Annotated in this window: 19 protein-coding genes and 1 pseudogene; 16 read left to right on the forward strand and 4 right to left on the reverse strand. The window is 59.8% G+C overall.

What is annotated here, in order from left to right:
* Positions 1-221: 221 nt before the first annotated feature.
* The 11 genes and pseudogenes from METAL_RS02110 to METAL_RS02160 form a co-directional block, all read left to right on the forward strand.
* Positions 222-680 carry a rhodanese-like domain-containing protein gene (locus tag METAL_RS02110; RefSeq protein ID WP_005369173.1) on the forward strand — a complete coding sequence of 153 codons (459 nt, stop codon included), beginning with the start codon at positions 222-224 and terminating at the stop codon, positions 678-680.
* Positions 681-791: 111 nt separating this feature from the next.
* Positions 792-3,131, forward strand: a complete 2,340-nt coding sequence (locus tag METAL_RS02115; RefSeq protein ID WP_005369174.1) for a DUF1549 and DUF1553 domain-containing protein — start codon at positions 792-794, stop codon at positions 3,129-3,131.
* Positions 3,132-3,157: 26 nt separating this feature from the next.
* Positions 3,158-4,630, forward strand: a complete 1,473-nt coding sequence (locus METAL_RS02120; RefSeq protein WP_005369175.1) for a DUF1501 domain-containing protein — start codon at positions 3,158-3,160, stop codon at positions 4,628-4,630.
* A gap of 155 nt (positions 4,631-4,785) precedes the next feature.
* Entirely contained in the window at positions 4,786-5,142 is a 357-nt protein-coding gene (locus tag METAL_RS02125) for a hypothetical protein (protein WP_245549443.1), read from the forward strand.
* 13 nt (positions 5,143-5,155) lie between these two features.
* Positions 5,156-5,743 (forward strand): peroxiredoxin, encoded by a 588-nt coding sequence (locus tag METAL_RS02130; protein WP_005369178.1) that lies wholly within the window; start codon positions 5,156-5,158, stop codon positions 5,741-5,743.
* A 3-nt stretch (positions 5,744-5,746) separates the two neighbouring features.
* A complete protein-coding gene (locus METAL_RS02135; RefSeq protein WP_005369179.1) occupies positions 5,747-6,412 on the forward strand; it encodes a c-type cytochrome in 666 nt (221 codons plus the stop codon).
* Positions 6,413-6,442: 30 nt separating this feature from the next.
* Positions 6,443-8,065, forward strand: a complete 1,623-nt coding sequence (locus METAL_RS02140) for a PepSY domain-containing protein (protein WP_005369180.1) — start codon at positions 6,443-6,445, stop codon at positions 8,063-8,065.
* Positions 8,066-8,152: 87 nt separating this feature from the next.
* The gene (locus tag METAL_RS02145; protein WP_005369181.1) at positions 8,153-8,368 is read left to right on the forward strand and encodes a Sec-independent protein translocase subunit TatA; all 216 of its coding nucleotides are present in this window, start codon (positions 8,153-8,155) and stop codon (positions 8,366-8,368) included.
* A gap of 7 nt (positions 8,369-8,375) precedes the next feature.
* Entirely contained in the window at positions 8,376-8,687 is a 312-nt protein-coding gene (tatB, locus tag METAL_RS02150) for a Sec-independent protein translocase protein TatB (RefSeq protein ID WP_005369182.1), read from the forward strand.
* Positions 8,688-8,924: 237 nt separating this feature from the next.
* A complete protein-coding gene (locus METAL_RS02155; protein ID WP_005369183.1) occupies positions 8,925-10,007 on the forward strand; it encodes a sigma-54 interaction domain-containing protein in 1,083 nt (360 codons plus the stop codon).
* A 348-nt stretch (positions 10,008-10,355) separates the two neighbouring features.
* Positions 10,356-10,514: pseudogene (locus METAL_RS02160) on the forward strand (transposase); the annotation flags it as partial.
* A 68-nt stretch (positions 10,515-10,582) separates the two neighbouring features.
* Here METAL_RS02160 and METAL_RS02165 read toward each other — a convergent pair.
* From METAL_RS02165 to METAL_RS02180, 4 genes are all read right to left on the reverse strand, one after another.
* Positions 10,583-11,446 carry a hypothetical protein gene (locus METAL_RS02165; RefSeq protein WP_005369185.1) on the reverse strand — a complete coding sequence of 288 codons (864 nt, stop codon included), beginning with the start codon at positions 11,444-11,446 and terminating at the stop codon, positions 10,583-10,585.
* Positions 11,447-11,782: 336 nt separating this feature from the next.
* On the reverse strand, positions 11,783-12,562 hold the full coding sequence (locus METAL_RS02170; RefSeq protein WP_005369186.1) for a methyltransferase: 780 nt from the start codon (positions 12,560-12,562) through the stop codon (positions 11,783-11,785).
* A gap of 257 nt (positions 12,563-12,819) precedes the next feature.
* Complete coding sequence (locus tag METAL_RS19735) at positions 12,820-14,943, reverse strand: sensor histidine kinase, YfiR-like protein-associated (RefSeq protein WP_005369187.1); 2,124 nt, start codon at positions 14,941-14,943, stop codon at positions 12,820-12,822.
* 5 nt (positions 14,944-14,948) lie between these two features.
* The gene (locus tag METAL_RS02180) at positions 14,949-15,755 is read right to left on the reverse strand and encodes a YfiR family protein (protein ID WP_031430591.1); all 807 of its coding nucleotides are present in this window, start codon (positions 15,753-15,755) and stop codon (positions 14,949-14,951) included.
* Between the two features lie 572 nt (positions 15,756-16,327).
* On the opposite strand from METAL_RS02180, the gene gyrA reads away from it, so the two are divergent.
* From gyrA to METAL_RS02205, 5 genes are all read left to right on the forward strand, one after another.
* Positions 16,328-18,934 carry a DNA gyrase subunit A gene (gene gyrA / locus METAL_RS02185; RefSeq protein ID WP_005369189.1) on the forward strand — a complete coding sequence of 869 codons (2,607 nt, stop codon included), beginning with the start codon at positions 16,328-16,330 and terminating at the stop codon, positions 18,932-18,934.
* 2 nt (positions 18,935-18,936) lie between these two features.
* Entirely contained in the window at positions 18,937-20,016 is a 1,080-nt protein-coding gene (gene serC / locus METAL_RS02190; protein ID WP_005369190.1) for a 3-phosphoserine/phosphohydroxythreonine transaminase, read from the forward strand.
* A gap of 34 nt (positions 20,017-20,050) precedes the next feature.
* Complete coding sequence (gene pheA, locus METAL_RS02195) at positions 20,051-21,136, forward strand: prephenate dehydratase (protein ID WP_213069494.1); 1,086 nt, start codon at positions 20,051-20,053, stop codon at positions 21,134-21,136.
* Positions 21,137-21,240: 104 nt separating this feature from the next.
* Positions 21,241-22,353: a histidinol-phosphate transaminase gene (hisC, locus tag METAL_RS02200; RefSeq protein ID WP_005369199.1), complete on the forward strand. Its 1,113-nt coding sequence runs from the start codon at positions 21,241-21,243 to the stop codon at positions 22,351-22,353.
* Complete coding sequence (locus METAL_RS02205) at positions 22,346-23,221, forward strand: prephenate dehydrogenase (RefSeq protein ID WP_040578424.1); 876 nt, start codon at positions 22,346-22,348, stop codon at positions 23,219-23,221. Before hisC ends, METAL_RS02205 begins: the two co-directional genes overlap by 8 nt.
* The last annotated feature ends 1 nt before the right edge of the window (position 23,222 follow it).

Raw genomic sequence — 23,222 nt, forward strand, 5'->3', positions numbered from 1 at the left:
TTTCATCAGCGAGAAAATGGGAGAGAGTTCCGGATTCTCTTCCGCATTGCTCACGTTCCGGAAATCAAGCAAAAAATCCTTATGAATCATTCGTAAAGACGGTTTTTTCCGATGCGTCGGAAAATCGACCGGTTCTGGCATACATGTTGCTTCGTGCTCTGAGTGCAATATGAGCCCCGCGTATCGACGGATGCGTTTTACGAAAATAAAGAGAAGAAACCATGATCAAAAATACCGCAAATACCCTTCTGCTGGCGATGATGCTGGTCGCTCCGCTCGGTTTGGCCGACGCGGCGGAACATGGCGGCAAGCCCGCGCCGGCCGCCAAGCCTTACCTTTACAAAACCCCGAAACTTAATCGCGCTCAATTCGATGTGCTGTTGGCCAAGCCGGAAGAATTGCTGATTATCGACGTGCGCCGTCCCGATGAAGTCAGCAAGATCGGCGGCTTTCCGGTTTATCTGAGCGTTCAGGCCAAACAGCTGGACGCGGCGCTGCCTTTCATTCCCAAGGAAAGATCCATCGTGACCGTTTCGAATCACGCCGGCCGCGCGGGTGCCGCAGGCGATTTCCTGGCCGATAAAGGCTTCAAGGTGGTCGGGGCGGTAGGGTCGCAGAATTATGAAGAGGAAGGTGGAAAAGTTACGCGAATCGAGCCGGTGCAGAAAAAAGCCAAGTAGCCGCGCGATAAACGCAGCGTGACGAATAACTGAGTACGGTTGCTGCCAGCGCCGCCGTTCGGGACGGTGAAATCGAGAGAATTTCATCTCCGCTTGTTTTGGAGTAGGTCAATGAAAAGAAAATTATCTTATGTGCTTTTTTGGGGGATTTCGGTGGCGTTGAGCATCGATGCCCCAACGGCGGACGATACCCCGGCGGCCGGCAAGGAAAATGCGCCGGCAGTAAAGTCCAAGTCGAAACTGTGGTCGTATCAGCCGGTGCAAGCGCCGGTGTTTCCGCCGGTCAAGCAGCAGGGCTGGGTCAGGACGCCGATCGACAACTATATTCTGGCGCAACTGGAAGCCAAGGGGCTGCAGCCGTCCAAGGACATCGACCGCGCCGCGTTTATCCGCCGCGCGACGCTGGATGTCTGGGGCGTGATTCCGACTCCGGAAGAAGTCGACGCGTTCGTGAACGACAAGTCCGACAACGCGTACGAGAAGCTGGTCGACCGCCTGCTGGCTTCCCCGAAATACGGCGAGCGCCAGGGGCGTAAATGGCTGGATCTGGCCCGCTACGCGGACAGCACCGGCTTCCAGAACGACAACGACCGGCTGAACATGTGGCGCTACCGCGATTACGTGATCAATGCGTTCAATCAGGACAAATCTTACGACCGTTTCATCCAGGAGCAGTTGGCGGGCGACGAGTTATGGCCGGGAGACGAGCAGGCTTTAATTGCGACCGGCTTCATGGCGCAGTTCCCGGACAATGCGAACTCGCGCGACCTGGTGCAGCGCAAATACCAGATCACCACCGATATTACCGATACGGTCGGCAAGGTGGTGCTGGGCCAGACGGTCGAGTGCGCGCGCTGCCATAACCACAAATTCGACAAGATTAGCCAGAAGGATTATTTCTCGCTGCAGGCGTTTTTCGCGAACGTGGCGCCGGTCGACAACATTCCGGCCAGGAAGGGCGACGTCGAGCGCGATTACGAAAAACAGTACGCCAAGTGGGAAGAAGCCACCAAAGAGATTCGCGCCAAGCAGAAAGCGATCATCGACACGCATCGCGAAGAGGCGCTGAAGTATCACAAGGAACGTTATCTGACCGACTCGCGGGAAGCGATCTTCAAGCCGAAAGAAAAACGGAACGCGCAGGACCGCTGGATCAACCATCGCCTGGCCAATGTGACCGACGAGCGCAGCATGCAGTCCTTCTTCCAGGAGAAAGGCGAGAGTACCGATCCGAAAACCTACGACAAAAAGATCGCGGCACAATGGGCGGAGTTGGATAAATTACAAAAAGAGCTCAGAAAATTCAACGATTTGAAGCCGGCCACCAGCTCCGACACGATTTCGGCGATGACCGAGCTGGGCCATCCCGATGCGCCGCCGAGCTATGTCTATGCGGTCGGCGACCACGAAAAGCCGCAAGAAGAGGTACAGCCTGCGTTTCCGGCCGCGATCACCGACGAGAAGCCGGACATCAAGCCGCTGCCGTTCTCGTCCGGGCGCCGCGCCGCGCTGGTCAAGTGGCTGACCAGTCCGACCAACCCGCTGACCGCGCGCGTTTATGTCAATCGGGTCTGGGATCAATATTTCGGCAGAGGCATCGTGGCAACGGTCAGCGATTTCGGCAAGGCCGGCGAAAAGCCGACCCATCCGGAACTGCTCGACTATCTGGCCGGCAAGTTCGTGAAGGACGGCTGGAGCGTCAAGAAACTGCACCGCGAAATCCTGCTGTCGAGCGTCTACCGGCAGTCTTCCGACTACCGCGAGGATGTCCAGAAAGCCGATGCCGAAAATAAATTCTTGGCGGTGTTCCCGCGCAAACGCCTGGAAGCCGAGCAGGTGCGGGATTCCTTGCTGGTGGCGGCCGCCAAGCTGGAGGATAAGGTCGGCGGCCCCAGCGTGTACCCGCCGTTGCCGAAAGTGATCAACACCAACGGCGGCAATTTCGCGAACGATCCGGCCTGGCGTACTTCGAAGGACGCTCACGACCACAACCGCCGCAGCCTGTACGTGTTTACGCGCCGCAGCATCCCGTACCCGATCCTGGATTCGTTCAACATGGCCTCGCCGCAGGAAGCGCACAGCAAGCGCGAGGTGACCACCACCCCGTTGCAGGCGTTGACCTTGTTCAACAGCGAACTGATTTTCGACTGGTCGAAGGCGCTGGCCGGCCGGGTCATCAACGAAGGCGGCAAGGACGAAGCCGCGCGTATCGACCGCTTGTATCAGATCCTGTTCGCCCGCCATGCGGACGATGCCGAAAAACAAGCGCTGCTGACATTCCTGAAGGAACAGGAAGGCGTGATCCGCGAAAAAGCCGCGGACGGCAAGTTCGAGATCAATATCCCGACCGGCCTGAAGGACAAGAAGCTGGACGATCCGATCCGGGCGGCGGCGTTCGTGGATTTGGTACACGCGGTGGCCAATTCGAACGAGTTCATTTACCGGTTTTAAAAAATTATTATTCAGAGGCTTACATTATGAAAAACAAATCGCGTCGAGATTTTTTGATTAAAACCGGCTACGGATTGGGGGGCTTGGGTGGACTGGCCGTGACCGGCCTGATTCCGGGGGGCGGGGTGATCGCCAGTGCGCTGGCCGACGATGCCGGCCTGCAGGCGCTGGCCGGCGCCAATCCGCTGGCATCGAAAGCGCCGCATTTCCCGGCCAAGGCCAAGACCGTAATCTGGCTGCACATGGCCGGCGCGCCGAGCACGCTGGACCTGTACGACTACAAACCGGAGCTGGTCAAACGGGCCGGAACCGGCATACCGGCGTCGTTCCTGCAAGGAATTAAAACTAGCACCCAGGGCGGCATCACCAAACTGATCGCGACCAAGCGCACCTGGAAGCAGTACGGGCAGAGCGGCGCCTGGTTCTCGGATTGGCTGCCGAATCTGGCCGAGCATGCGGACGATCTGGCCTTCATCAAGTCCAGCGTCACGATCGGCGCGACCCATGACATTTCGATCATGAAGCTGAACTCCGGCGGCCTGAACCCCGGCCGGCCGACGCTGGGCGCTTGGGTGCAGTATGCGCTGGGTTCGGCGAACCCGAACCTGCCGGCCTATGTGGTGCTCTACAACGACAAGCGCGAGCCGAGAGGCGGCGTCACCAACTGGGAGTCGGGCTTTCTGCCGGCGGTTTATCAGGGCACCCCGTTCCGTCCAGGCAACTCGCCGATTCTGCACCTGAACAACCCGGAATATCTGGCCACGGCCGAAAAACGCCATGCGCTGGACTTGCTGAAACGGTTGAACGAAAAGCACGGTTCGCGCTATCCCGAGGACACCGAACTGAAGGCCCGCACCGAATCCTACGAGCTGGCTTACCGGATGCAGGAAACCGCGCCGGAAGCGGTCGACTACAGCAAGGAATCCGATGCAACCAAAGAATTGTACGGACTCAACGACGAGCTGACCAAGCCGTACGGCGAACTGCTGCTGCGCGCCCGGCGTCTGGCCGAGCGCGGCGTGCGCTTCATCCAGGTGGTTTCCGGCCCGACCGACATCAAGGGCGACAGCCGTGACTGGGACGCGCACCAGAACATCGAAGACAATCACGGCAAGCATACCAAGATCGTCGACAAGCCGATCGCGGGCTTGCTGAAGGATTTGAAGGAGAAGGGCCTGCTGGACTCGACGCTGGTCGTATGGACCTCCGAGTTCGGCCGCACGCCATGGAGCGAATCGGGCGACGGCCGCGACCACAATCCCTGGGGTTACACCCAATGGATCGCGGGCGGCGGCATCAAGGCGGGCTACACCCATGGCGGCACCGACGAACTCGGCGTGCAGGCGCTGAAGGGGACCGAGGTCGATACCTACGACCTGCATGCAACGGTCTTGAACCAGTTGGGGCTCGATCACCTGAAGCTGATCTACAAGTACCAGGGCCGTTCCGAACGGCCGACCGTGGTTTACGGCAAGGTGGTCAAAGAACTGATCGCCTGAGGATGCTGCCATGAAAGCGCTTGCGCTGCCGGTCGATCAAGGCCGGTTCGGCCTTCGGGTTGAGCCTGCGGCCGGCAAGCGCGGCAAGGATTACAGGGATACCGGGATGAGGACTGTTTTTTAAGATGCGGAATGCAATGATTTTAGGCGCGATCTTGTTCGCGTCAGCGACCGGCAACGCGTCGGCCGAAAGCGATTTCGACTTCGAGGAATTGATGAACGATGTCGAAACCAAGACGCAGGAAGTGCAGAACAACATAGCGGCGAAGGATTTCGCCACTGCCGGCAAGGAAGCGGAGGAACTGAAACAGGCGTTCAAGCTGGTCGAAGGCTATTTCGCCGACCGCGGCGACGCGGCCGATGCGGTCGCCAATGCGCAGGATTACCAGAAAAAGGCGCAAGCGATTCAGGATGCGCTGAGCGCCGGCGATGCCGCCAAGGCGGCCGATACCGCCGCCGATTTTTCCAAACAATGCCGCGGCGCCTGCCACGACAAGTATAAACCTTTGTAAAAACGGAATGATGATGAAACATTTATTTCTAACAATCCTGCTTTCCCATCTGCTTGCCTTGCCGGCATTTGCGGTCCTGCCCGAAGGCCATCCGGCCCCCGCTGTGCAGGCACAAGCCTCGCTGGCCGGCAAAGCCTTCGATTATTCACTGCAGGAGGCGCTGCAGAAGGGCCCCGTGGTGGTGTATTTCTTCCCTTCGGCCTATACCGGCGGATGCAACATTCAGGCGCACAGTTTCGCGGTGGATCACGATAAATTCGCCGCCGCCGGAGCCGCTATCGTCGGCGTCTCGCTGGACAGCATCGAACGGCTGAATTCGTTTTCCGCCGATCCTCAATATTGCGCCGGCAAGTTTCCGGTGGTCGCGGATGTCGACGGCAGCATCGCGAAAGCCTTCGACGTGGCGGTCCGGGATCCGTCGCCCGGCAAGACCGATACGCGCGGGGACGAAATTACGCACGGCTTCGCCGAGCGGGCGACCTTCATCATTACTCCCGACGGCAAAATCGCCGCCACGGTCGGCGGCCTGAAACCGAAAGAAAATGTCGCCAAGGCCCTGGAAATCGTGCAGCAACTGAAAGCAGGGCGGAAGGCGATCTGAAGGATGGCGTTTTCGCAATGGATGGCCGCGGGGTTGCTCTTGGCGTTTTCATCAATCGGCGCAAGCGCGGCCGGGCTTGGCGGTGAAGGCTTGCCTTCGCGCGCCGGTAACGGCGATCCCGTGGCGGGCAGGGAAAAGGCCGACTCCGGCCGCTGCCTGGAATGCCACGGCGATGACGGCAACAGCGGCGACTCCAGGATTCCGAATCATGCCGGCCAATATGCCGGCTATCTGGTCAAGCAACTCCATGATTTTCAAACCGGCGCGCGGCAGCATGCGGTGATGTCGGTGATGGCGGAAGATCTGGACGCGGCCGACATGGCCGACATTGCGGCCTATTTCGCCGCTCAACAGCCGATGCAGGGCCGCGACGGCAGCGGCAAGCGCGCCGCGCCCGGCCTGTTTCTGCACGGCGATGCCGGCCGCGGCATTCCGGCCTGCGCCGACTGCCACGGCCGGCACGGGGAGGGCCGGGCGGGCGAGGACGGCACGCTTTATCCGCTGATCGGCGGCCAGCGCAAGGTGTATTTGCGCGCCCAGTTGACTGCCTGGAAGCTGGGCGAACGCAAAAACAGCCCCGACGGCGTGATGAACCGGATCGCCGCGTCTTTGAGCGACGATGAATTCGAGGCGTTGGTCGATTATCTGTCGGGGCTCCGGCCTCCCTAGTTTTAACGAATGAAGTTTAGGATCACAGCAATGAAATTTTTGAACTGGCTGCTCTACGAAGTTCACCGTTGGCTTGGAATTGCGTTGGCCGTGTTCATGTTCGCGTGGTTTTTGACCGGCATCGCGATCATGTATTCGACGCCGGCCACGCAAAGCCGAATCCAGCAATTGGCCCACGCCGAAGCCTTGGCGCCGCAGCCAGGCTGGCTGAGCCTGGGCGAGACCTGGGAACGCAGCGCCGCGCAGCGTCGAGCGGCGGCGGCCGAACGTCGGGTCGAAGCGCCCGGCGACGCCGATGCGGCAGACAAACAACCGGCCGTGCCTCCGGCGATCGCCGATGCCCGCCTGCTCAGAATAGCCGGCGCGCCGGTCTGGCTGGTCGAGGATACGCAAGGGATGCGTTTTGCGTTGTCGGCCAACGACGGCTCGCTGCGCGAGACTTCGGCCGAGCAGGCTTTGCAGATCGCCGGGGACTGGTTTAAAGCCGGGGACGCGGCGCCGCCCGCGCTGCGTTACCTGGCGTCGGTCGAGAAAACGATCATCCTGCGCAATCAGGATACTTTACGCCCGTTTCATCATATCGCCGCCGAGGACGGCAGGGAACTGCTGATTTCCGCGCGCACCGGCGAGGTGTTGCACGCCTCGACCCGTCTGGAGCGGGCGTTTTATTGGAGCGGCAACTGGCTGCATCTTCTCAAGCCCCTGGAAGCGGTCGGCCTCGGCGAATACCGCCACGCCATCCAGTTGGGGCTGGGCCTGTTCGCGACGGTCGCCTCCTTGACCGGGCTGATCATCGGCTGGCTGCGCTGGCGGCCGGGGTTCGGCGGCAAGCCGACCTATTCGCAGGGCCGCACGCAGCCTTACCGCGAATTCTGGGCCAAATGGCATTTCTGGAGCGGGCTGCTCGGCGGCACCGCCGCGCTGTGCTGGGCTTTCAGCGGTTTTCTCGATACCAATCCGGGAAAATGGTTTACCGAGGCGAATTACAGTCAGGCGGAATTGAGCCGTTTCCTGGGCGGCGGCGAATTGCCGGCGGCAATGCGCGACTGGCGGTCGGGACCTTCGCTCGCGTCGGCAGAGGGCGGCGCCGAAATCGTCGGCCTGAACTGGCGGCGCCTGGGCGGCGAAGCGATATTGCTGGCGGAAACCCGCGAGGGCGGGCGCCTGCCGCTGACAGGGAGCGGCGGCGGCTTCGGCGAGGCCGCTGTCAAGGCGGCCGTACAGCGCCTGGCCGGCGAAACGAAAGTCACGAGTATCGAAACGTTGCTCGATTACGACAGTTATTATTACCCCCGGCATCATCAAGACCTGAAGGACAGGCCTTTGCCGGTGTATTTGGCGAAACTCGCCGACGACAGCGGCACGTTGATCTATCTCGATCCGCAGGACGGCCGCCTGATCGGCAAATTCGACCGCAGCCGCCGCGTTTTCCGCTGGCTGTATTCGGCATTGCACCACTGGGATTTCGGCTGGCTGTATTACCGGCCGATCTGGGACGTCTGGATGCTGGTCTGGATTTCGTTCGGTCTGGTGCTCGGGGCCAGCTCGCTGGTGATCGGCTGGCGGCGGCTGAAAAAGTCTTTCGCGCCGAAAAAACAGGCCGTCCCGCGGGCGGTGCAAGCCGCGAAGCTGAAGGCGGAGAACGCGGTTTGACGGCATATCTTTATCGTGAAACCTGCCAGGTTTTGAAAACCCGGCAGGTCTAAAACTGAAACTATATAAATGATTTGGAGAGTAAACATGGGCTTTAGCATTCCCCATCTGTTGATGGTATTGGCGATTGCGATTCTGGTTTTCGGCACCCGGCGCCTGAAGCATGCCGGTTCCGACCTGGGCGAGGCGATCAAAGGGTTTCGGAACGCGGTCAGAGAAAGCGAGAACTCTCAGACCCTGATTCATCGAGGCGGTGGAGCCTTGGAGGCCGAGATCGCCGAACCGCAAAAATCCAAGGTTTGATCCGAACGTGTTCGAAATCGGCTTATCGGAATTAATGATGGTCGGCCTGGTCGCGCTGGTCGTGATCGGCCCGGAAAAACTGCCCGCGGTGGCGCGGCATGCGGGCTTCTGGCTGGGCAAGTCCCGGCGGACGATCGCGGCGGTCAAGGCGGAAATGCAGCGCGAATTACAGGCCGAGGAATTGCGGCGGCAGTGGGCCGCCGGAGAGCTGCAAAGTGCGCTGGACGACGGCAGGGCGGCGGCGATGGAAATCGATGCCGCGATGGACGCTCTGGCGGAGTCGGCGGCCGGACGTGATGCGCCTACACCGTCATCCTGAGCGCTCTTGAATAGCGGCATGCTCAATGCGAAGCATGGGCACGGCCTTATGCCGGAAATGCATTTGTAATTCGAATAATATCGTTTTTAAGCAGACGACAGAAACCCTATCATACAATCAAAACGGGTTTGAACGACGACTGGACGACCGGAGGTTTCGTTTCGCCCTTTATGAAAATTTTATCGATGAAAGCATTTTTCGGGAGCATGCCCCGATTCCAGCTAAAGAGGGACTCTGATGACATTACTGGCTTTTGACGAACTGCAGTCGCGCTCGCAGTCGCTTTCGCTCCGGGCGACGGCAATGGTTTTCGAAGACCCCGTTTCCCGCCGCCTGCTCGAACAGATCGAACGGATTGCGCCCAGCGACGCCACCGTATTGATCATCGGCGAAACCGGCACCGGCAAGGAACTGGTCGCCCGCCACATTCACTCCCTCAGCCGGCGCAGCCGGAACACTTTCGGCGCCTTGAACTGCGCGGCATTGAGCGAAAACCTGATCGAAAGCGAATTGTTCGGCCACGAAAAAGGCGCTTTCACCGGCGCGTTGGCGGGCAAGGACGGCTGGTTCAAGATTGCCGACAAAGGTACCCTGTTCCTCGACGAGGTCGGCGACTTGCCGCTGGGCCTGCAGGCCAAGCTGCTCAGGGTTCTGCAGGAGCGCGAGGTGGTCAGGGTCGGTTCCCGCCAGGCCGTGCCGGTGGATGTCAGGATCATCGCCGCCACCAACGTGAATCTGGAGGAAGCGGTGGCGGCCTCGCATTTCCGCGCCGACTTGTATTACCGGTTCAATGTCGCCACGATTCATCTGTCGCCGCTGCGCGATCGGCCCGGCGATATTCTGCCGCTGGCCCGGCACTTTCTGAAAATTTACGGCGACCGTCTGAGCTACGGCGAGATCAATCTGTTGCCTGCCGCCGAGCAGTTATTGTTGAACTACGACTGGCCGGGCAACATCCGCGAGCTGGAAAACGCGATTCACCGCTCGCTGTTGGTCTGCCCCGGCAATCGCCTCCGGCCCGAAGATTTCAAGCTGTCCGGCGTCCGCGCCGTCGATGCTACACCCGCGATATCGATCACTTCTTTGGAGAATGCGCTGCTGCGCCTCTGCGAACAAGCGCCGCCCCAGTTATACGATCTGATCGAGGAAACGGTGATCCGCACCGCGTTCGAGTTCTGCGAGGAAAACCAGGTGCAGACCGCCAAGCTGTTGAACATCAGCCGTAACGTGTTGCGGCATAAACTGGCGGTATACGGCATGTTGCCGAACGGCCAGAAAAAAACCGCCGACGGCGGGATAGCCGCGGTGGCGCTGGCTTAGGATGTGGCTAAAAATCATTTTCCGGCATGCTGCCCCGATCGTTTTCACCGCGGCGCGCGTTCTCGTAGGGCGGCAACGGGGCGGAGGCGTTTTTTAAACACAAGTGTAGGGTACGCTGTGCGTACCATTGGGGATGAAAAGGTACGCACAGCGTACCCTACAACTACAACGCATGCCGGACGGGATATTTATTCCGTCCGTAACGTTTGAAGACAGGGCCGTAGGATGTGGTGAGGAACGAACCGCATCGTTTGCGATTGGCATCGTTCGCGATTGATGCGGTTCCTATCGTCACCACATCCTATGACCCTCCAGATGACGCGGCATATTTCCGTGAACATCAAAGATGGCTTTGCCGTGTTGCCTGAACGTTGGGGGGTGGAGCGGACTTTTGCCTGGCTTGGACAGTTTCGGCTTTTCGCCAAGGATTTTGAAGTCCTCGCCGCCACCGCTGAAAGCGGGGTACGGATTGCCATGATCACATTAATCCTTGCAAAATGCTTGTGATGTTTTGCAAGACAGCTTCTAAATCCCGTCCCGCTCAGTTTCCGACGACAACGATCCCGGACGCTTCATCATGCGTATAACGGCGCCTCGGTTTTTTCCCAGCCTAAATACGGGGTGCCGTAAAAGTCTCCTTCGACCAGCTCGAAACCCGTGTTCTGCGCCAGCGCACTGCCTTTGATCTGGGTCACGTTCGCCAGCAGGCTTTGCCCGCCGATCGAGCGGACCAGCGCATTCCATTGGCTCAGTTTCTCGATCATTCCGGCTTCGCGTATCCGGTCCAGCGAATTGGCCGACAGGCTGACGAAATTCGGTTCCAATGCCTGAATGAGCTGGTTGGCTTGCCGGCCGAGCGCGGCATAGTCGAATTTCAGCGCGATTCGATAGCCGCGGCTCCGGTAATTTTCCAGGCCTTGGTTCAACTGCTGCTGAAAACGCGCATAGGCGGGACTGACCGGCACCGTAATCGCCACGTTGCGGGTTTCCAGTCCGCAGCGGACGATGATTTCCTCGAAATAGACGCCGTGATTTTCCCTCACGCCGAGAATATGCCGCGGATCGACATCCAGAAACAAGGCGTCGGTCTCCGACTGCGCCGGCAGCAAGAGATAATTCAGCATGTGGACGGTCCGCGACAGCCTGTCGAAATTCAGGATCGACAGCGTATCGATCGAGGGAGACAACGGGTGCTTCAGCAAATGCTCGATGTCGTCTCCGTATAAAGGTTCCGCCGGACTGTTGGTCAGCACCTGTCCAGCGCAGTATCCGGCGATCCGCGACGGATTTTCGGTCGCCCGGACCGGCGACAGCCGGCTGCCGATCTGAATCGGGCCGAATAAACCGTGAACGACGCCGTTATTGAAGACGAACGGCCGCGAATTGCCGTGAAATCCCAATCGGTCGTTGAAGTGTTCGACTAACTGCTGTAATGGCATGGTATGCAAGCCCTAAATAAAACGCGCGGGAAAATGACCCATGATTAACGATAACCGATAGGTTAGGGCATTCGGCGGGCGAAAGGAAACGATAGTTTTAGAAATCCATATCTAAATCGATAATAACCTGATCACTGCGTAGAGAGAGCGGTAGGGCGTTTTCGCGATAGCAAAACGCCAATCCGTAATCCGTAAGGCGGAACCGGCTCTGCCGGGTTCCGCCGCAGGATGACGGATCGCTGAGTGTAACGGCGGATCGCCTGTCGGCATCCGCCCTACAAGAGCTTTCACGGTAAAAAGGTCGGCAAAGAGGGGGCCGGCCCGTAATCCAAGAGGTCATCCCGGATTGTGCGTGCGCTGCGCCACCAGGTGAACGTAGCGCCCCATGTCCCGGTAGGTGGGCATCCGGCAATAACGGTATTCCAGCTCGAACAGTTCGGCCGGATCGCTGTTTTTCAGGGCCTCTTTGTCGAGATAGTCGTGGAATACCCGAATGCCGGTATGCGCCATGATCTTGAATCCCCACGTTTCGAGCTGTTCGAGAATTTTGTGCGGATATTGCGGATTGGGCGGGGTCAGCTTGTCGCCCTTGCCGAGATAGCTGTCGTCCAACAGGTGCCTAAGGCGCCAGCCGCCTTTCAGCGCATTGGTGTAAACCATCGCGTTCCGGTTGTAGAACAGCAACGACAGGTAGCCTCCCGTTGCGACCCGGTCGGCGATGATCTGCAGCGTCGGGATCGGCTCCGCCAGCCATTCCAGCAGCGCATGGCACAGAACCAAGTCGAAGCGGGGCAGTTCGGGTGCCAGCGCCTGCGCCGCCCGGTGGTGGAACTGGGCTTCCAGCCTCTGGCTCAGGAAAAGTTGTTCGGCGCGGGCCAGCATTTTTTCGGACAGATCGCACAGCGTCAGCCGGTGCCCTTTTTCGGCCAGTTCCGCGCTGATTTGCGCGAAGCCGCAGCCGGCGTCCCAAACGGTGAGCGGCTCGGGGTAGCGGTAGAAGGGATCGAGATCCTCTTTCAGCAGCTTGAGGCGCCAGTCGCCCTTTGCGGTCGCATAGATTTTCTTCTCGAATCGCTCGATCAGTTTATCGAAATTTTTGTCCTGTTTGAGTTTCATGGCCGCTCGCCGTTTGCCGTCTTCGGCGGGGCTGCCGAAGCGCGGCCTTTAGCTTATCAAATCCGCACGCGGTGCACACCCGCCTGTCAGGCGGCTTTGATCGAGGATGTGGCTAAAAATAATCTCCCGGCATGCCGCTGATCGCTCCTCATTTGTAGGTACGCCGTGCGTACCTGAGGGGCAAGGTACGCACAGCGTACCCTACAGAGGTTCCTCGGGCAGGGGAGCAAGCCGGCAGAGCGACAAAGCGCGCGTTGTCACTCCGGTTCGGAGCTTTCTTTACCGAAAGGAGGCGATTGCAGCCGCTGCGCGATATCCCGATTGTTCAGCATTTGCGCGATCCGCCCGCAGGGGACCGGCTGTCCGAACAAGAACCCCTGCACGGCGTCGCAGCCGTAGCGCTTGACGTAATCGTACTGGAGCCGGGTCTCGACGCCTTCGGCCACGACTTTCAGATTCAGGTTGTGAGCCATGGCGATGATGGTCCGCACGAGCGTTTCGTCGTCGGGGTCCTGGCCCAGGTCGCGTACGAACGATTGGTCGATTTTCAGGGTGTGCAGCGGCAACTGTTTCAGCCGGCTCAGCGAAGAGTAGGCGGTGCCGAAATCGTCGATGCTGACCTCGATGCCGAGCTCCCTGACCCATTCCAGGACTTTCCGGGCGTTGGCGTTGCCGGGCCCGAACAGGCTTTCGGTAATCTCCAGTTCGAGTTTGACGCCCGGAAAGCCCGTGCGCCGGAGGATGCCGGAAATCACCAAGTGCAGGTCTTCCCGGATAAACTGCGCGGGAGACAGGTTCACGGCCAGGCGGATATCCTTGTCGGCCTGAGTGCACCAGGGCCGCATTTCGCGGCAGGCGGTTTCGAGAACCCACTCGTCGATCGAGGCAATCAGGCCGCATTCCTCGGCCAGCGGGATGAATTCCGCGGGCGCAATGGGCCCTTCTTCGGGGTCGTCCCAGCGCACCAGGGCTTCGAAGCCGACAATCTCCAGACTGACCGTCTCGCGCCGGGATTGATAGAGGATGCTCAATCCGCCTTCGCGGATGGCTTGTTTTAATTTGGTTTCCAGCGCCAGGCGGCGTTCGGCGCGGGCGTTCATGTCGGCCGAAAAGAAAGTGTACTGGTTGCCGCCGCGGTCCTTGGAACGGTACATGGCGGTGTCGGCGTTCTTGACGATCGTCTCGGCGCGGCTGCCGTCCTCCGGGAACAGGCTGACTCCGATGCTGGCCGTTACATGCAGGCTGTAGCCGTCCACCTGGATCGGCTCGGCGATCGCGGCGGTGATTTTCATCGCCACCTCGGACGCATCGGTTTCCTGGCGGGGCTGCGGCAACAGCACCGCAAATTCGTCGCCGCCGAGGCGGGCCAGCGTGTCGCTGCTTCGCAAGCAGGCTTTCAGCCGTTGCGCCACCTGGATTAGAAGCTTGTCTCCGACGGCGTGGCCCAAGGTATCGTTGATAATCTTGAAGCGGTCCAGGTCGAGGAACATCACCGCGATGCGCCGGCCTTCGCGCTTGGCCTGGCTGGCCGCCAGGCGAAGATGGTCGTCGAAGGTGACGCGGTTGGACAGGCCGGTCAGCGTATCATGGTAGGCTTGGTGCTCCAGTTGCCGCGTCAATTCGGTCAGCTCCCGGGTGCGCGCGCGCACCTTTTCTTCCAGCTCGTTGCGCGCCTTCTGCAGTTCGATGTCGCGCAGTTGAATCTGGCTCAGCATGCCGTTGAAGTCGTCGACCAGCGCGCCGATCTCGTCGGCGGACAGTTTTTCGGCACGCAGGCTGTAATCCTGTGACTCGGACACGCGCCGGGCCGTCCGGGCGAGTTTCAGGATCGGCTCGGATACGAGCCGCTGGAGCCGGCTGGAAAACAGTACGGCAATCAGGAGCGACAGCGAAAACACGCCGGCGCCGATGGCCAGCTCCCGCAACTGCCGGTGTTTCCATCCGCTGAGGTCCGAGATCAGCATGACGCTGCCGATGCGATCGCCGTCGAAAACGATCGGCGAAACGGCGAACAGATTGCCGTTGACGATTCCCGAATCCTGTTCCGGCACGATGGCCGGAACGCTTCCGGTTTCTCGCGTGTAATGCGCAAATAGCCGGCCTTGAGCCGAGAACAGGGCCGCGCCGACGATATCCGGTTCTTTCTTCAGGCTCGACAGCGTATCGAGCGCCGCGTCCGGATCGCCGAATGCCAAGGCCGCCACGGTATTGAAGCCGATGATATCGGCCTGGGTGCGGAGTCTGTCGAACATTGCATGGCGCAACGACAGGAGATCGTTTACGGCGAAGCCGAAGACCGATAACAGCAGGGCGCAGCTGCTGGTCAGCAGCAGCAGGCGCATCAGTTTTTTTCTCAGCGAGGTTTTGCCTGTGATAATCATAAGCTTCAGGTTCCGTCGCCGACGATTTTGGCTAGTTTGAGCAGATTGGAGCTCATCCGGAGGCCGGTCCTGCGCGCCTTGGCCAGATTGATTTCGAAGCCGATCCTCGCCGCGTTGCGCACCAGCGTTATCAGGGCGGGCCGATGCGGGGAAGGGAGATCGGTGTCCGTCAGATCGGCGATCGTCAGCAGGGGGCGGTTCGGGGCTTGCCGGGACTCTTCGCTGAAGTGCCGCATTTCATCCGGCCCGACCAGCAGGATGCGGCAGGAATCGCTTTGTGCCAGCGACCGGATCAGGCCGATCTGTAAGGGACGCCCGTTTACGATTTTTCCTTCGATGGTCCGGATCGCTTCGCCGAAGGGATTGCTTCGATACAGGCACAGCAGCAGCGGGGTTACCTGCTGTTCGGGGGCTTCCTTCGGCCAGGAAACGAAACGCGCGATGTTCAGAACGAATGACGCTTTTATTCGCCCGGCGCGGTCGGTTTCCGTTTCCGCTTCTGCGAGCGGAGGCCATAAGGCGGCGAGCAAGGCTCCGGTCATTGCGTAACGCCGGATCCACCCCGGTTTGGGTAGGGGCTGCAGGCTGTCTCTAGCGGTTTTTGCCCGTCTTCCGATCCAGGGCCGCAACTCCATGTGATGCAACCCCCACTTTCCGGCCGCGGCGTTCCGAGCCGAATGGTTAAAAACCGCGTAATCCTTGCCACTGACGTTGGGGACGGCCAACAGCGGCCCGGTTTCGGGAGGATTCAGGAAGCATTTGCTGAAATGAAAGCGACGTTCGAAATCCATATCGATGGCCTCGGTATGCATTCAGTTGAGTTCCAATGCGCATGCGCGCGCCGCATCAGGCGATTGAAGCCGGTAACCGTGCCGCCTGCCAGGACCGCGCATCCCGTTGCGTTCATTATATCCCAGAGCCCGCCTTTGGTTTTCTATTTCGTATTCACGGTATTGGCTCAGAGCTGTAGAACTGTAGGGCGTTTTCGCAACAGCAAAACGCCAATGGCCTTCAAAGCGAGGCGGATTGCCTGGCGGCGAATCCGCCCAGCTCTATTTCGTATTCACGGGTTACCTCTGTAATAAACATCCGCCCGTTCCAACAAGTTGGCGGTTTCGTCTAGTTCGGGTGATGCGGGGAATTATCTGAAAAATGGGGCCTGCCGGATTACGTTTTTCCCTCCCGTATCCTGCCGCTTGCCTTCCTCTGAACCGTTCATAAACTTCGACTCGGAAAGCGAAATTTGCTACAATGCCTGAGTTAACCACCGATTCAACCTGATCTTTCCGCAGCACATCGCCGGCGTGCCTGGGAAGGAGTGTAGGAACCAGCAATGGCCGGTCAGCGCTGATAGCGTAGCGGCTTTGCTTAGAATAAAACAGCCATGTCGAACTACGCGAAAGAAATCATTCCTGTCAATCTCGAAGACGAGATGCGCCAGTCCTATCTCGATTACGCGATGAGCGTGATCGTCGGGCGCGCCTTGCCGGATGTCAGGGACGGCCTGAAGCCGGTGCATCGGCGCGTGCTGTATGCGATGAGCGAGCTCGGCAACGACTGGAACAAGCCCTATAAAAAGTCCGCGCGTGTGGTCGGCGACGTGATCGGTAAATACCACCCGCACGGCGACACCGCGGTTTACGACACGATCGTGCGGATGGCGCAGCCGTTTTCGATGCGCTACATGCTGATCGACGGCCAGGGCAACTTCGGTTCGGTTGACGGCGATTCCCCGGCGGCGATGCGTTACACCGAAGTCCGGATGGCGAAAATCTCGCACGAACTGCTCGCCGACCTCGACAAGGAAACGGTCGATTTCATTCCGAACTACGACGAATCCGAGTCCGAGCCGAAAGTGCTGCCGACCCGGATTCCGGCGCTCCTGATCAACGGGTCGTCCGGCATCGCGGTCGGGATGGCGACCAATATTCCGCCGCACAATCTGAACGAAACGGTCGGCGCCTGCCTGGCGCTGATCGACCATCCCGAAGCCACGATCCTCGAACTGATGGAGCACCTGCCGGGCCCCGATTTCCCGACCGCCGGCATCATCAACGGCGCCTCCGGCATCTACAGCGCCTACACGACCGGCCGCGGCAAGATCTACCTGCGCGCGCGCTGCCATTTCGAGGACATCGGCGACAGCAACCGGCAGGCGATTATCGCCACCGAGCTGCCTTATCAGGTCAACAAGGCGACCCTGCAGATGAAGATCGCCGAACTGGTCAAGGAAGGCAGGATCGAAGGCATTTCAGCGATCCGCGACGAGTCCGACAAGGACGGCATGCGTCTGGTCATCGAACTGCGCCGCGGCGAAATGCCCGAGGTCGTGCTGAACAATCTGTACAAACAGACCCAGTTCCAGAGCGTGTTCGGAATCAACATGGTCGCGCTGCTCGACGGCCGTCCGCACCTGTTGAATCTGAAAGAGATTCTGAACGCGTTCATCGACCACCGCCGCGAAATCGTCACCCGCCGGACGATCTACAACCTGCGCAAGGCGCGGGAGCGGGCGCATATCCTGGAAGGTCTCGCGGTCGCGCTGGCGAACATCGACGAGATGATCGAGCTGATCAAGAACTCGGCGAGCCCTGCGGTGGCGAGGGAAGGCTTGCTGGCCAGAACCTGGAACAGCGGTTTGGTGACTTCGCTGCTCGAACGCGCCGATGCCGACCGGTCGCGTCCGGAAGACCTGCCGCCCGGCTTCGGGATCGCGGGCGGCAGGTACCGTCTTTCCGAGGCGCAGGCGCAGGCGATTCTCGACTTGCGGCTGCACCGCCTGACCGGGCTCGAACAGGACAAGATCATCGATGAATACAAGGAACTCCTGCGGCGGATCGACGAATACCTGGAAATTCTGGGTAGCGATATCCGCCTGATGGAGGTCGTTAGGGAGGAGCTGGTCGAGATCCGGGACAATTACCGCGACGAGCGCCGCACCGAAATCATTCACGACCGCCTGGATCTGTCCGAAGAGGATCTGATCACCGAAGAAGACATGGTCGTCACGATGTCGCACGCAGGCTACGTGAAGGCCCAGCCGCTCAGCGATTACAAGGCGCAGCGGCGCGGCGGCCGCGGCAAGCTGGCGACCGCGACCAAGGAGGAAGATTTTGTCGACAAGCTGATCGTCGCCAACAGCCACGATACGATCCTGTGTTTTTCCTCGCTCGGCAAGGCCTATTGGCTGAAAGTCTATCAACTGCCGATCGCCAGCCGCACCTCGCGCGGCAAGCCGTTCGTGAACCTGTTGCCTCTGGAGCAGGGCGAAAAGATCAACGCGATGCTGCCGGTCCGGGAGTTCAGCGAGAACAAATACATTTTCATGGCGACCACGGCGGGCACGGTCAAGAAGACGCCGCTGATCGAGTTCGAGCGCCAGCGTACCGGCGGCAAGATTGCGATCGATCTGCAGGAAGGCGACAGGCTGGTCGGCTGCGCGATCACCGACGGTAGCCAGAACGTCCTGCTGTTCAGCAGCGACGGCAAAGCCGTCTGCTTCAACGAAACCGACGTCAGGCCGATGGGTAGGAATGCGGCCGGTGTGCGCGGAATGCGCCTGGCGGAAGGCCAACAGGTCATTTCGCTGATCATCGGCACCGAGGGCACGGTCCTGAACATCACCGAAAACGGCTATGGCAAGCGGACCCGGCTCGAAGAGTTCCCTTGCCACAACCGCGGCGGCCAAGGCGTGATCGCGATCCAGACTTCGGCGCGCAACGGCGCGGTCGTAGGCGCGGTGCTGGTCAACGCGCACGACGAAATCATGCTGATCACCGACGGCGGCACGCTGGTGCGCACGCCGGTGGACGGCATTTCGGTGCTCAGCCGGAATACCCAGGGCGTCACGATCATCCGTCTGGACAAAAAGGAAAAAGTGATCGGCGTCGACCGGATCGAGGGGTTGGGCGGCGAAGAGGAAGACGACATCGAACAAGAAGGCGCACCGGAGAACGGTGCGGACAACGAAGCGGAATCAGGAGAAGAGTGATTATGTCACGAGTTTACAATTTTAGCGCCGGCCCTTCGGCGCTGCCGGAAGAAGTGCTGAACCAGGCGCGGGAAGAAATGCTCGAATGGCGCGACAGCGGCATGTCGGTGATGGAAATGAGCCATCGCGGCAAGTTTTTCTCAATCATCGCCGATGAACTGGAACAGGATCTTCGCGAGCTGATGGCGGTCCCGGAAAACTACAAGGTACTCTTCCTGCAGGGCGGCGCGACCGCGCAGTTTTCGATGATCCCGCAAAATCTGCTGCGCGGCAAGACCAAGGCCTGTTACGTGAACACCGGCGCCTGGTCCGAAAAGGCCATCAAGGACGCGGGCAACTACTGCGAGGCGGTGCTCAGCGCGAGTTCCGAAGATACCCGATTCACCACGATCCCCGATGTCGCCGGCTGGCGCGTCGACCCGGATGCGGCTTATCTGCACTATACCTCGAACGAAACGATCCACGGCGTCGAATTCCAGTCGATCCCGGATAGCAAGGGGTTGACTCTGGTGTCCGACATGTCGTCGAACATCCTGTCGCGGCCTGTCGACATCGGCAAATTCGGTCTGATCTATGCGGGCACCCAGAAAAACATGGGACCGGCCGGCGTCACCGTGGTGATCGTGCGCGACGATCTGATCGGACATGCGCCGAAATCCGTGCCGCAGGTCTTCAATTATGCGGATCAGGCCAAGAACGGCTCGATGCTGAATACGCCGGCGACCTACAACTGGTATCTGGTCGGCCTGGTCTTGAAATGGCTGAAGGCGCAGGGCGGCGTCGCCGCGATCGAACAGCGCAATATCGCGAAGAGCCGGCTGCTTTACGATCTGGTCGACAAATCGTCGCTGTACCGGAATCCGGTCGAAGTGCCTTACCGTTCGCGGATGAACGTGCCGTTCATTCTGGTCGACGACGCGCTCGACAAGCCGTTCCTGGCCGCGGCGGAAGCGAACGGCCTGTTCGAACTGAAAGGCCACCGTTCGGTCGGCGGCATGCGTGCGAGCATTTATAATGCGATGCCGGAAGCCGGCGTGAAGGCGCTGTGCGAATTCATGGCCGAATTCGAAAGAACGCATTAAGCCGCCACTGCGAGGCGAAGTGTTTATGTCGTCCATCCCGTCCGTCAGGCCGCTTGCGGAAATCAGAACCGAAATCGACGCGATCGATGCCGAGATCCTGCGCCTGATCAACCGGCGCGCGCAGTGCGCCGAAGAGGTCGCGAAAGCCAAGATCGCCGACGGCGAACAGGGCACCTTTTACCGGCCGGACCGCGAGGCGATGGTGCTGAGAAGGATCAAGGACTTGAATCGGGGGCCGCTCCCGGACCCGACCGCGATGCGCTTCTTTCGCGAGCTGATGTCCGCCTGTCTCGCGCTCGAAAAGCCGCTTGAAGTCGCTTTTTTGGGACCTGAGGGCACTTTTTCCCAGCAGGCGGTGTTCAAGCATTTCGGCTCCTCCGTAAATACCCAGCCGGTTGCGGCGATCAGTGACGTATTCAATGCGGTCGAACTGGACAAATGCCATTTCGGCGTGGTGCCGGTCGAAAACTCGACCGAAGGCGTGATCAACCACACGCTGGACCGCTTCTTGATGTCGCCGCTCAGAATCTGCGGTGAGGTCGAGGTCCGGGTTCATCAAAACTTGATGGGCCATGCCGCCTCCCTGTCCGAGATTCGCGAGATTTTTTCTCATCAGCAATCGCTGGCGCAGTGCCGGCTTTGGCTCGACCGGCACCTGCCGCAGGTGAAGGTGACAGCGGTCAGCAGCAATGCCGAAGCCGCGCGGCTGGCGTCGCTGGACAAGCATGCCGCTGCGATCGCGGGCGTGGCGGCTGCCGAGGTTTACCAATTGCCGGTACTTGAAACCAGTATCGAAGACCAGGCGAACAATACGACCCGCTTCATCGTGATCGGCAAACAGGATTCCGCCCCGACCGGCAAGGACAAGACCTCGCTGGTGTTTTCGACCGGCAACCAGCCGGGCGCGCTGTATAAAGCCCTGGAATCGTTCGCGAAATTCGGTATCGGAATGGTGAATATCGAATCCCGCCCGTCGCGGCAGGGGCTGTGGGAATATGTGTTTTTCATCGATATCGACGGGCATGGCGCGGACCCGAAAGTCGCCGAAGCGTTGGGTCTGCTGAGAGCGAATGTGAACATGCTCAAACTGCTCGGCTCCTATCCGAAGGCCGTACTTTGATGATTTGACGAGGGTATGAGCAAAGCGCGTCCGCTCCGCCTGCCGGCCCTGCGTGCCGCTTGAGTTTTTGAATTTCCTTGCTGCGACCAGAAGACGAGATATCTATGAACACTCCATCATCGCTTTACCAATATGCCGTTGCCGGCGTTCAGCAACTGGTGCCCTATGTGCCCGGCAAACCGATCGAGGAATTGCAGCGCGAGTTGGGGCTCGAGCGTGTGGTCAAGCTCGCGTCGAACGAAAATCCGCTGGGGCCCAGCAAGAAAGCCTTGGCGGCGATGCAAAAGGCGATGGCCGAGTTGGCGCTGTATCCCGACGGCAGCGGTTTCAACCTGAAAAAGGCATTGGCGAAAAAATTCCTCGTCGATCCCGCGCAAATCACGCTCGGCAACGGTTCGAACGAGATTCTGGAACTGGTCGCGCGGGCATTTCTGGCGCCCGGCCTGAATGCGGTGTTTTCCCAGCATGCCTTCGCGGTCTATCCGATCGTGACCCAAGCCGCCGGGGCCGCGTCGATCGTCGCGCCGGCCGTGCATTATTCGCACGATCTGCAGGCGATCCGGGAGCGCGTCAACGCGCAGACGCGCGTGGTGTTCATCGCGAATCCGAACAATCCGACCGGTACGCTGCTGTCGCAGCCGCATCTGGAAGATTTCGTCAAATCGCTGCCGCCGAGCTGCGTCTGCGTGCTCGATGAGGCCTATTACGAATTCGTGCACAGCAAGGGCGAACAGGATGCGGTCGAATGGCTTGGGCAATGCCCCAATCTGGTGGTTATGCGCACCTTTTCAAAAGCCTACGGGCTGGCCGGCCTGCGCGTGGGCTATTGTTTTTCGAGCCCGGAAATGGCCGATATCCTGAACCGGGTCAGACAGCCGTTCAATAACAATTCGATGGCGCTGGCCGCCGCCGAGGCGGCGCTGGACGACGTCGAGCACTTGCAGCATACGGTCAAGAACAATACGCTCGGTATGAAGCAATTGGTCGAGGGCTTCAAAAATCTGGGGCTTGGCTGGATTACGTCGGCCGGCAATTTCGTTTCGGTCGACCTCAGCGAGCCGGCCTATCCGGTCTACGAAGCCCTGCTGCGGAAAGGGGTGATCGTCCGGCCGGTGGCGAATTACGAAATGCCGAACCATCTTCGCATCAGCATCGGCACGCCGGAAGAAAACAATCTGTTCCTGCAGGCGCTGACCGAATGTCTGAATGATGTTTGACCGGCTCTGCATCATTGGCGTCGGCCTGATCGGCGGGTCGGTCGCGCGCGCCGCACGCAGTCAGGGCCTGGCCAGATGCATCGTCGGCTATGGCCGCGAGCAGGAAAAACCGAACCTCGAAACCGCAAAGCGGCTGGGCGTGATCGATGAGTATTTTCTCGATATCGGGCCGGCGCTGCGGGAGGCCGACGGGGTCGTGATCGCGGTCCCTGTCGGGGCGATCGAATCGGTTTTTGAGCAGTTGAAGCCTTACTGGTCCGACAACTGCATCTACAGCGACGTTGGCAGCACCAAGAGCAATGTGATCGTCGCCGCCGGGCGCGTATTCGGCACGGTGCCGGCCAATCTGGTGCCGGCGCATCCGATTGCGGGCGCCGAAAACAGCGGCGTCGAAGCGGCTCTGCCCGACCTTTTCCAGCGCCGGCGCCTGATTGTCACGCCGCTGCCTCAAACCGAGCCTTCCGCGCTGAATAAAATCCAAGTTTTCTGGGAACGCATGGGCGCACAGGTTTCGGTGATGAGTGCTGACCATCACGATGCGGTGCTGGCGGCGACCAGCCATCTGCCGCATTTGCTTGCGTTCGCGCTGGTCGATATGCTTGGACGGCAGGACGAGCAGTGCGAGATCTTCAAGTATGCGGCCGGCGGTTTCCGCGACTTTACCCGGATCGCGTCGAGCGACCCGACCATGTGGAGGGACATCTGCGCCGCGAACAAAGAGCAGCTGATTCCGCTGCTGCATCAACTCAAAACCGAACTGGACAAGATCGAACAATTGCTGGCGGATAACGATGGCCGGCGCCTTTTTGAAACCTTCTCGTATGCCAGGAATGCGAGGCAACGCTTTTTAGATCAGTTAGAAAATTAAT

Origin of the sequence: Methylomicrobium album BG8 (assembly GCF_000214275.2) — a bacterium.
GTDB lineage: Bacteria > Pseudomonadota > Gammaproteobacteria > Methylococcales > Methylomonadaceae > Methylomicrobium > Methylomicrobium agile.

Bases quoted from the DNA above. Each gene is read 5' to 3' on its own strand.
- METAL_RS02110 (WP_005369173.1), top strand. From the start codon at position 222: ATGATCAAAAATACCGCAAATACCCTTCTGCTGGCGATGATGCTGGTC.
- METAL_RS02115 (WP_005369174.1), top strand. From the start codon at position 792: ATGAAAAGAAAATTATCTTATGTGCTTTTTTGGGGGATTTCGGTGGCG.
- METAL_RS02120 (WP_005369175.1), top strand. From the start codon at position 3,158: ATGAAAAACAAATCGCGTCGAGATTTTTTGATTAAAACCGGCTACGGA.
- METAL_RS02130 (WP_005369178.1), top strand. From the start codon at position 5,156: ATGAAACATTTATTTCTAACAATCCTGCTTTCCCATCTGCTTGCCTTG.
- METAL_RS02135 (WP_005369179.1), top strand. From the start codon at position 5,747: ATGGCGTTTTCGCAATGGATGGCCGCGGGGTTGCTCTTGGCGTTTTCA.
- METAL_RS02140 (WP_005369180.1), top strand. From the start codon at position 6,443: ATGAAATTTTTGAACTGGCTGCTCTACGAAGTTCACCGTTGGCTTGGA.
- METAL_RS02145 (WP_005369181.1), top strand. From the start codon at position 8,153: ATGGGCTTTAGCATTCCCCATCTGTTGATGGTATTGGCGATTGCGATT.
- METAL_RS02155 (WP_005369183.1), top strand. From the start codon at position 8,925: ATGACATTACTGGCTTTTGACGAACTGCAGTCGCGCTCGCAGTCGCTT.
- METAL_RS02165 (WP_005369185.1), bottom strand. From the start codon at position 11,446: ATGCCATTACAGCAGTTAGTCGAACACTTCAACGACCGATTGGGATTT.
- METAL_RS02170 (WP_005369186.1), bottom strand. From the start codon at position 12,562: ATGAAACTCAAACAGGACAAAAATTTCGATAAACTGATCGAGCGATTC.
- METAL_RS19735 (WP_005369187.1), bottom strand. From the start codon at position 14,943: ATGATTATCACAGGCAAAACCTCGCTGAGAAAAAAACTGATGCGCCTG.
- METAL_RS02180 (WP_031430591.1), bottom strand. From the start codon at position 15,755: ATGCATACCGAGGCCATCGATATGGATTTCGAACGTCGCTTTCATTTC.
- gyrA (WP_005369189.1), top strand. From the start codon at position 16,328: ATGTCGAACTACGCGAAAGAAATCATTCCTGTCAATCTCGAAGACGAG.
- serC (WP_005369190.1), top strand. From the start codon at position 18,937: ATGTCACGAGTTTACAATTTTAGCGCCGGCCCTTCGGCGCTGCCGGAA.
- hisC (WP_005369199.1), top strand. From the start codon at position 21,241: ATGAACACTCCATCATCGCTTTACCAATATGCCGTTGCCGGCGTTCAG.
- METAL_RS02205 (WP_040578424.1), top strand. From the start codon at position 22,346: ATGTTTGACCGGCTCTGCATCATTGGCGTCGGCCTGATCGGCGGGTCG.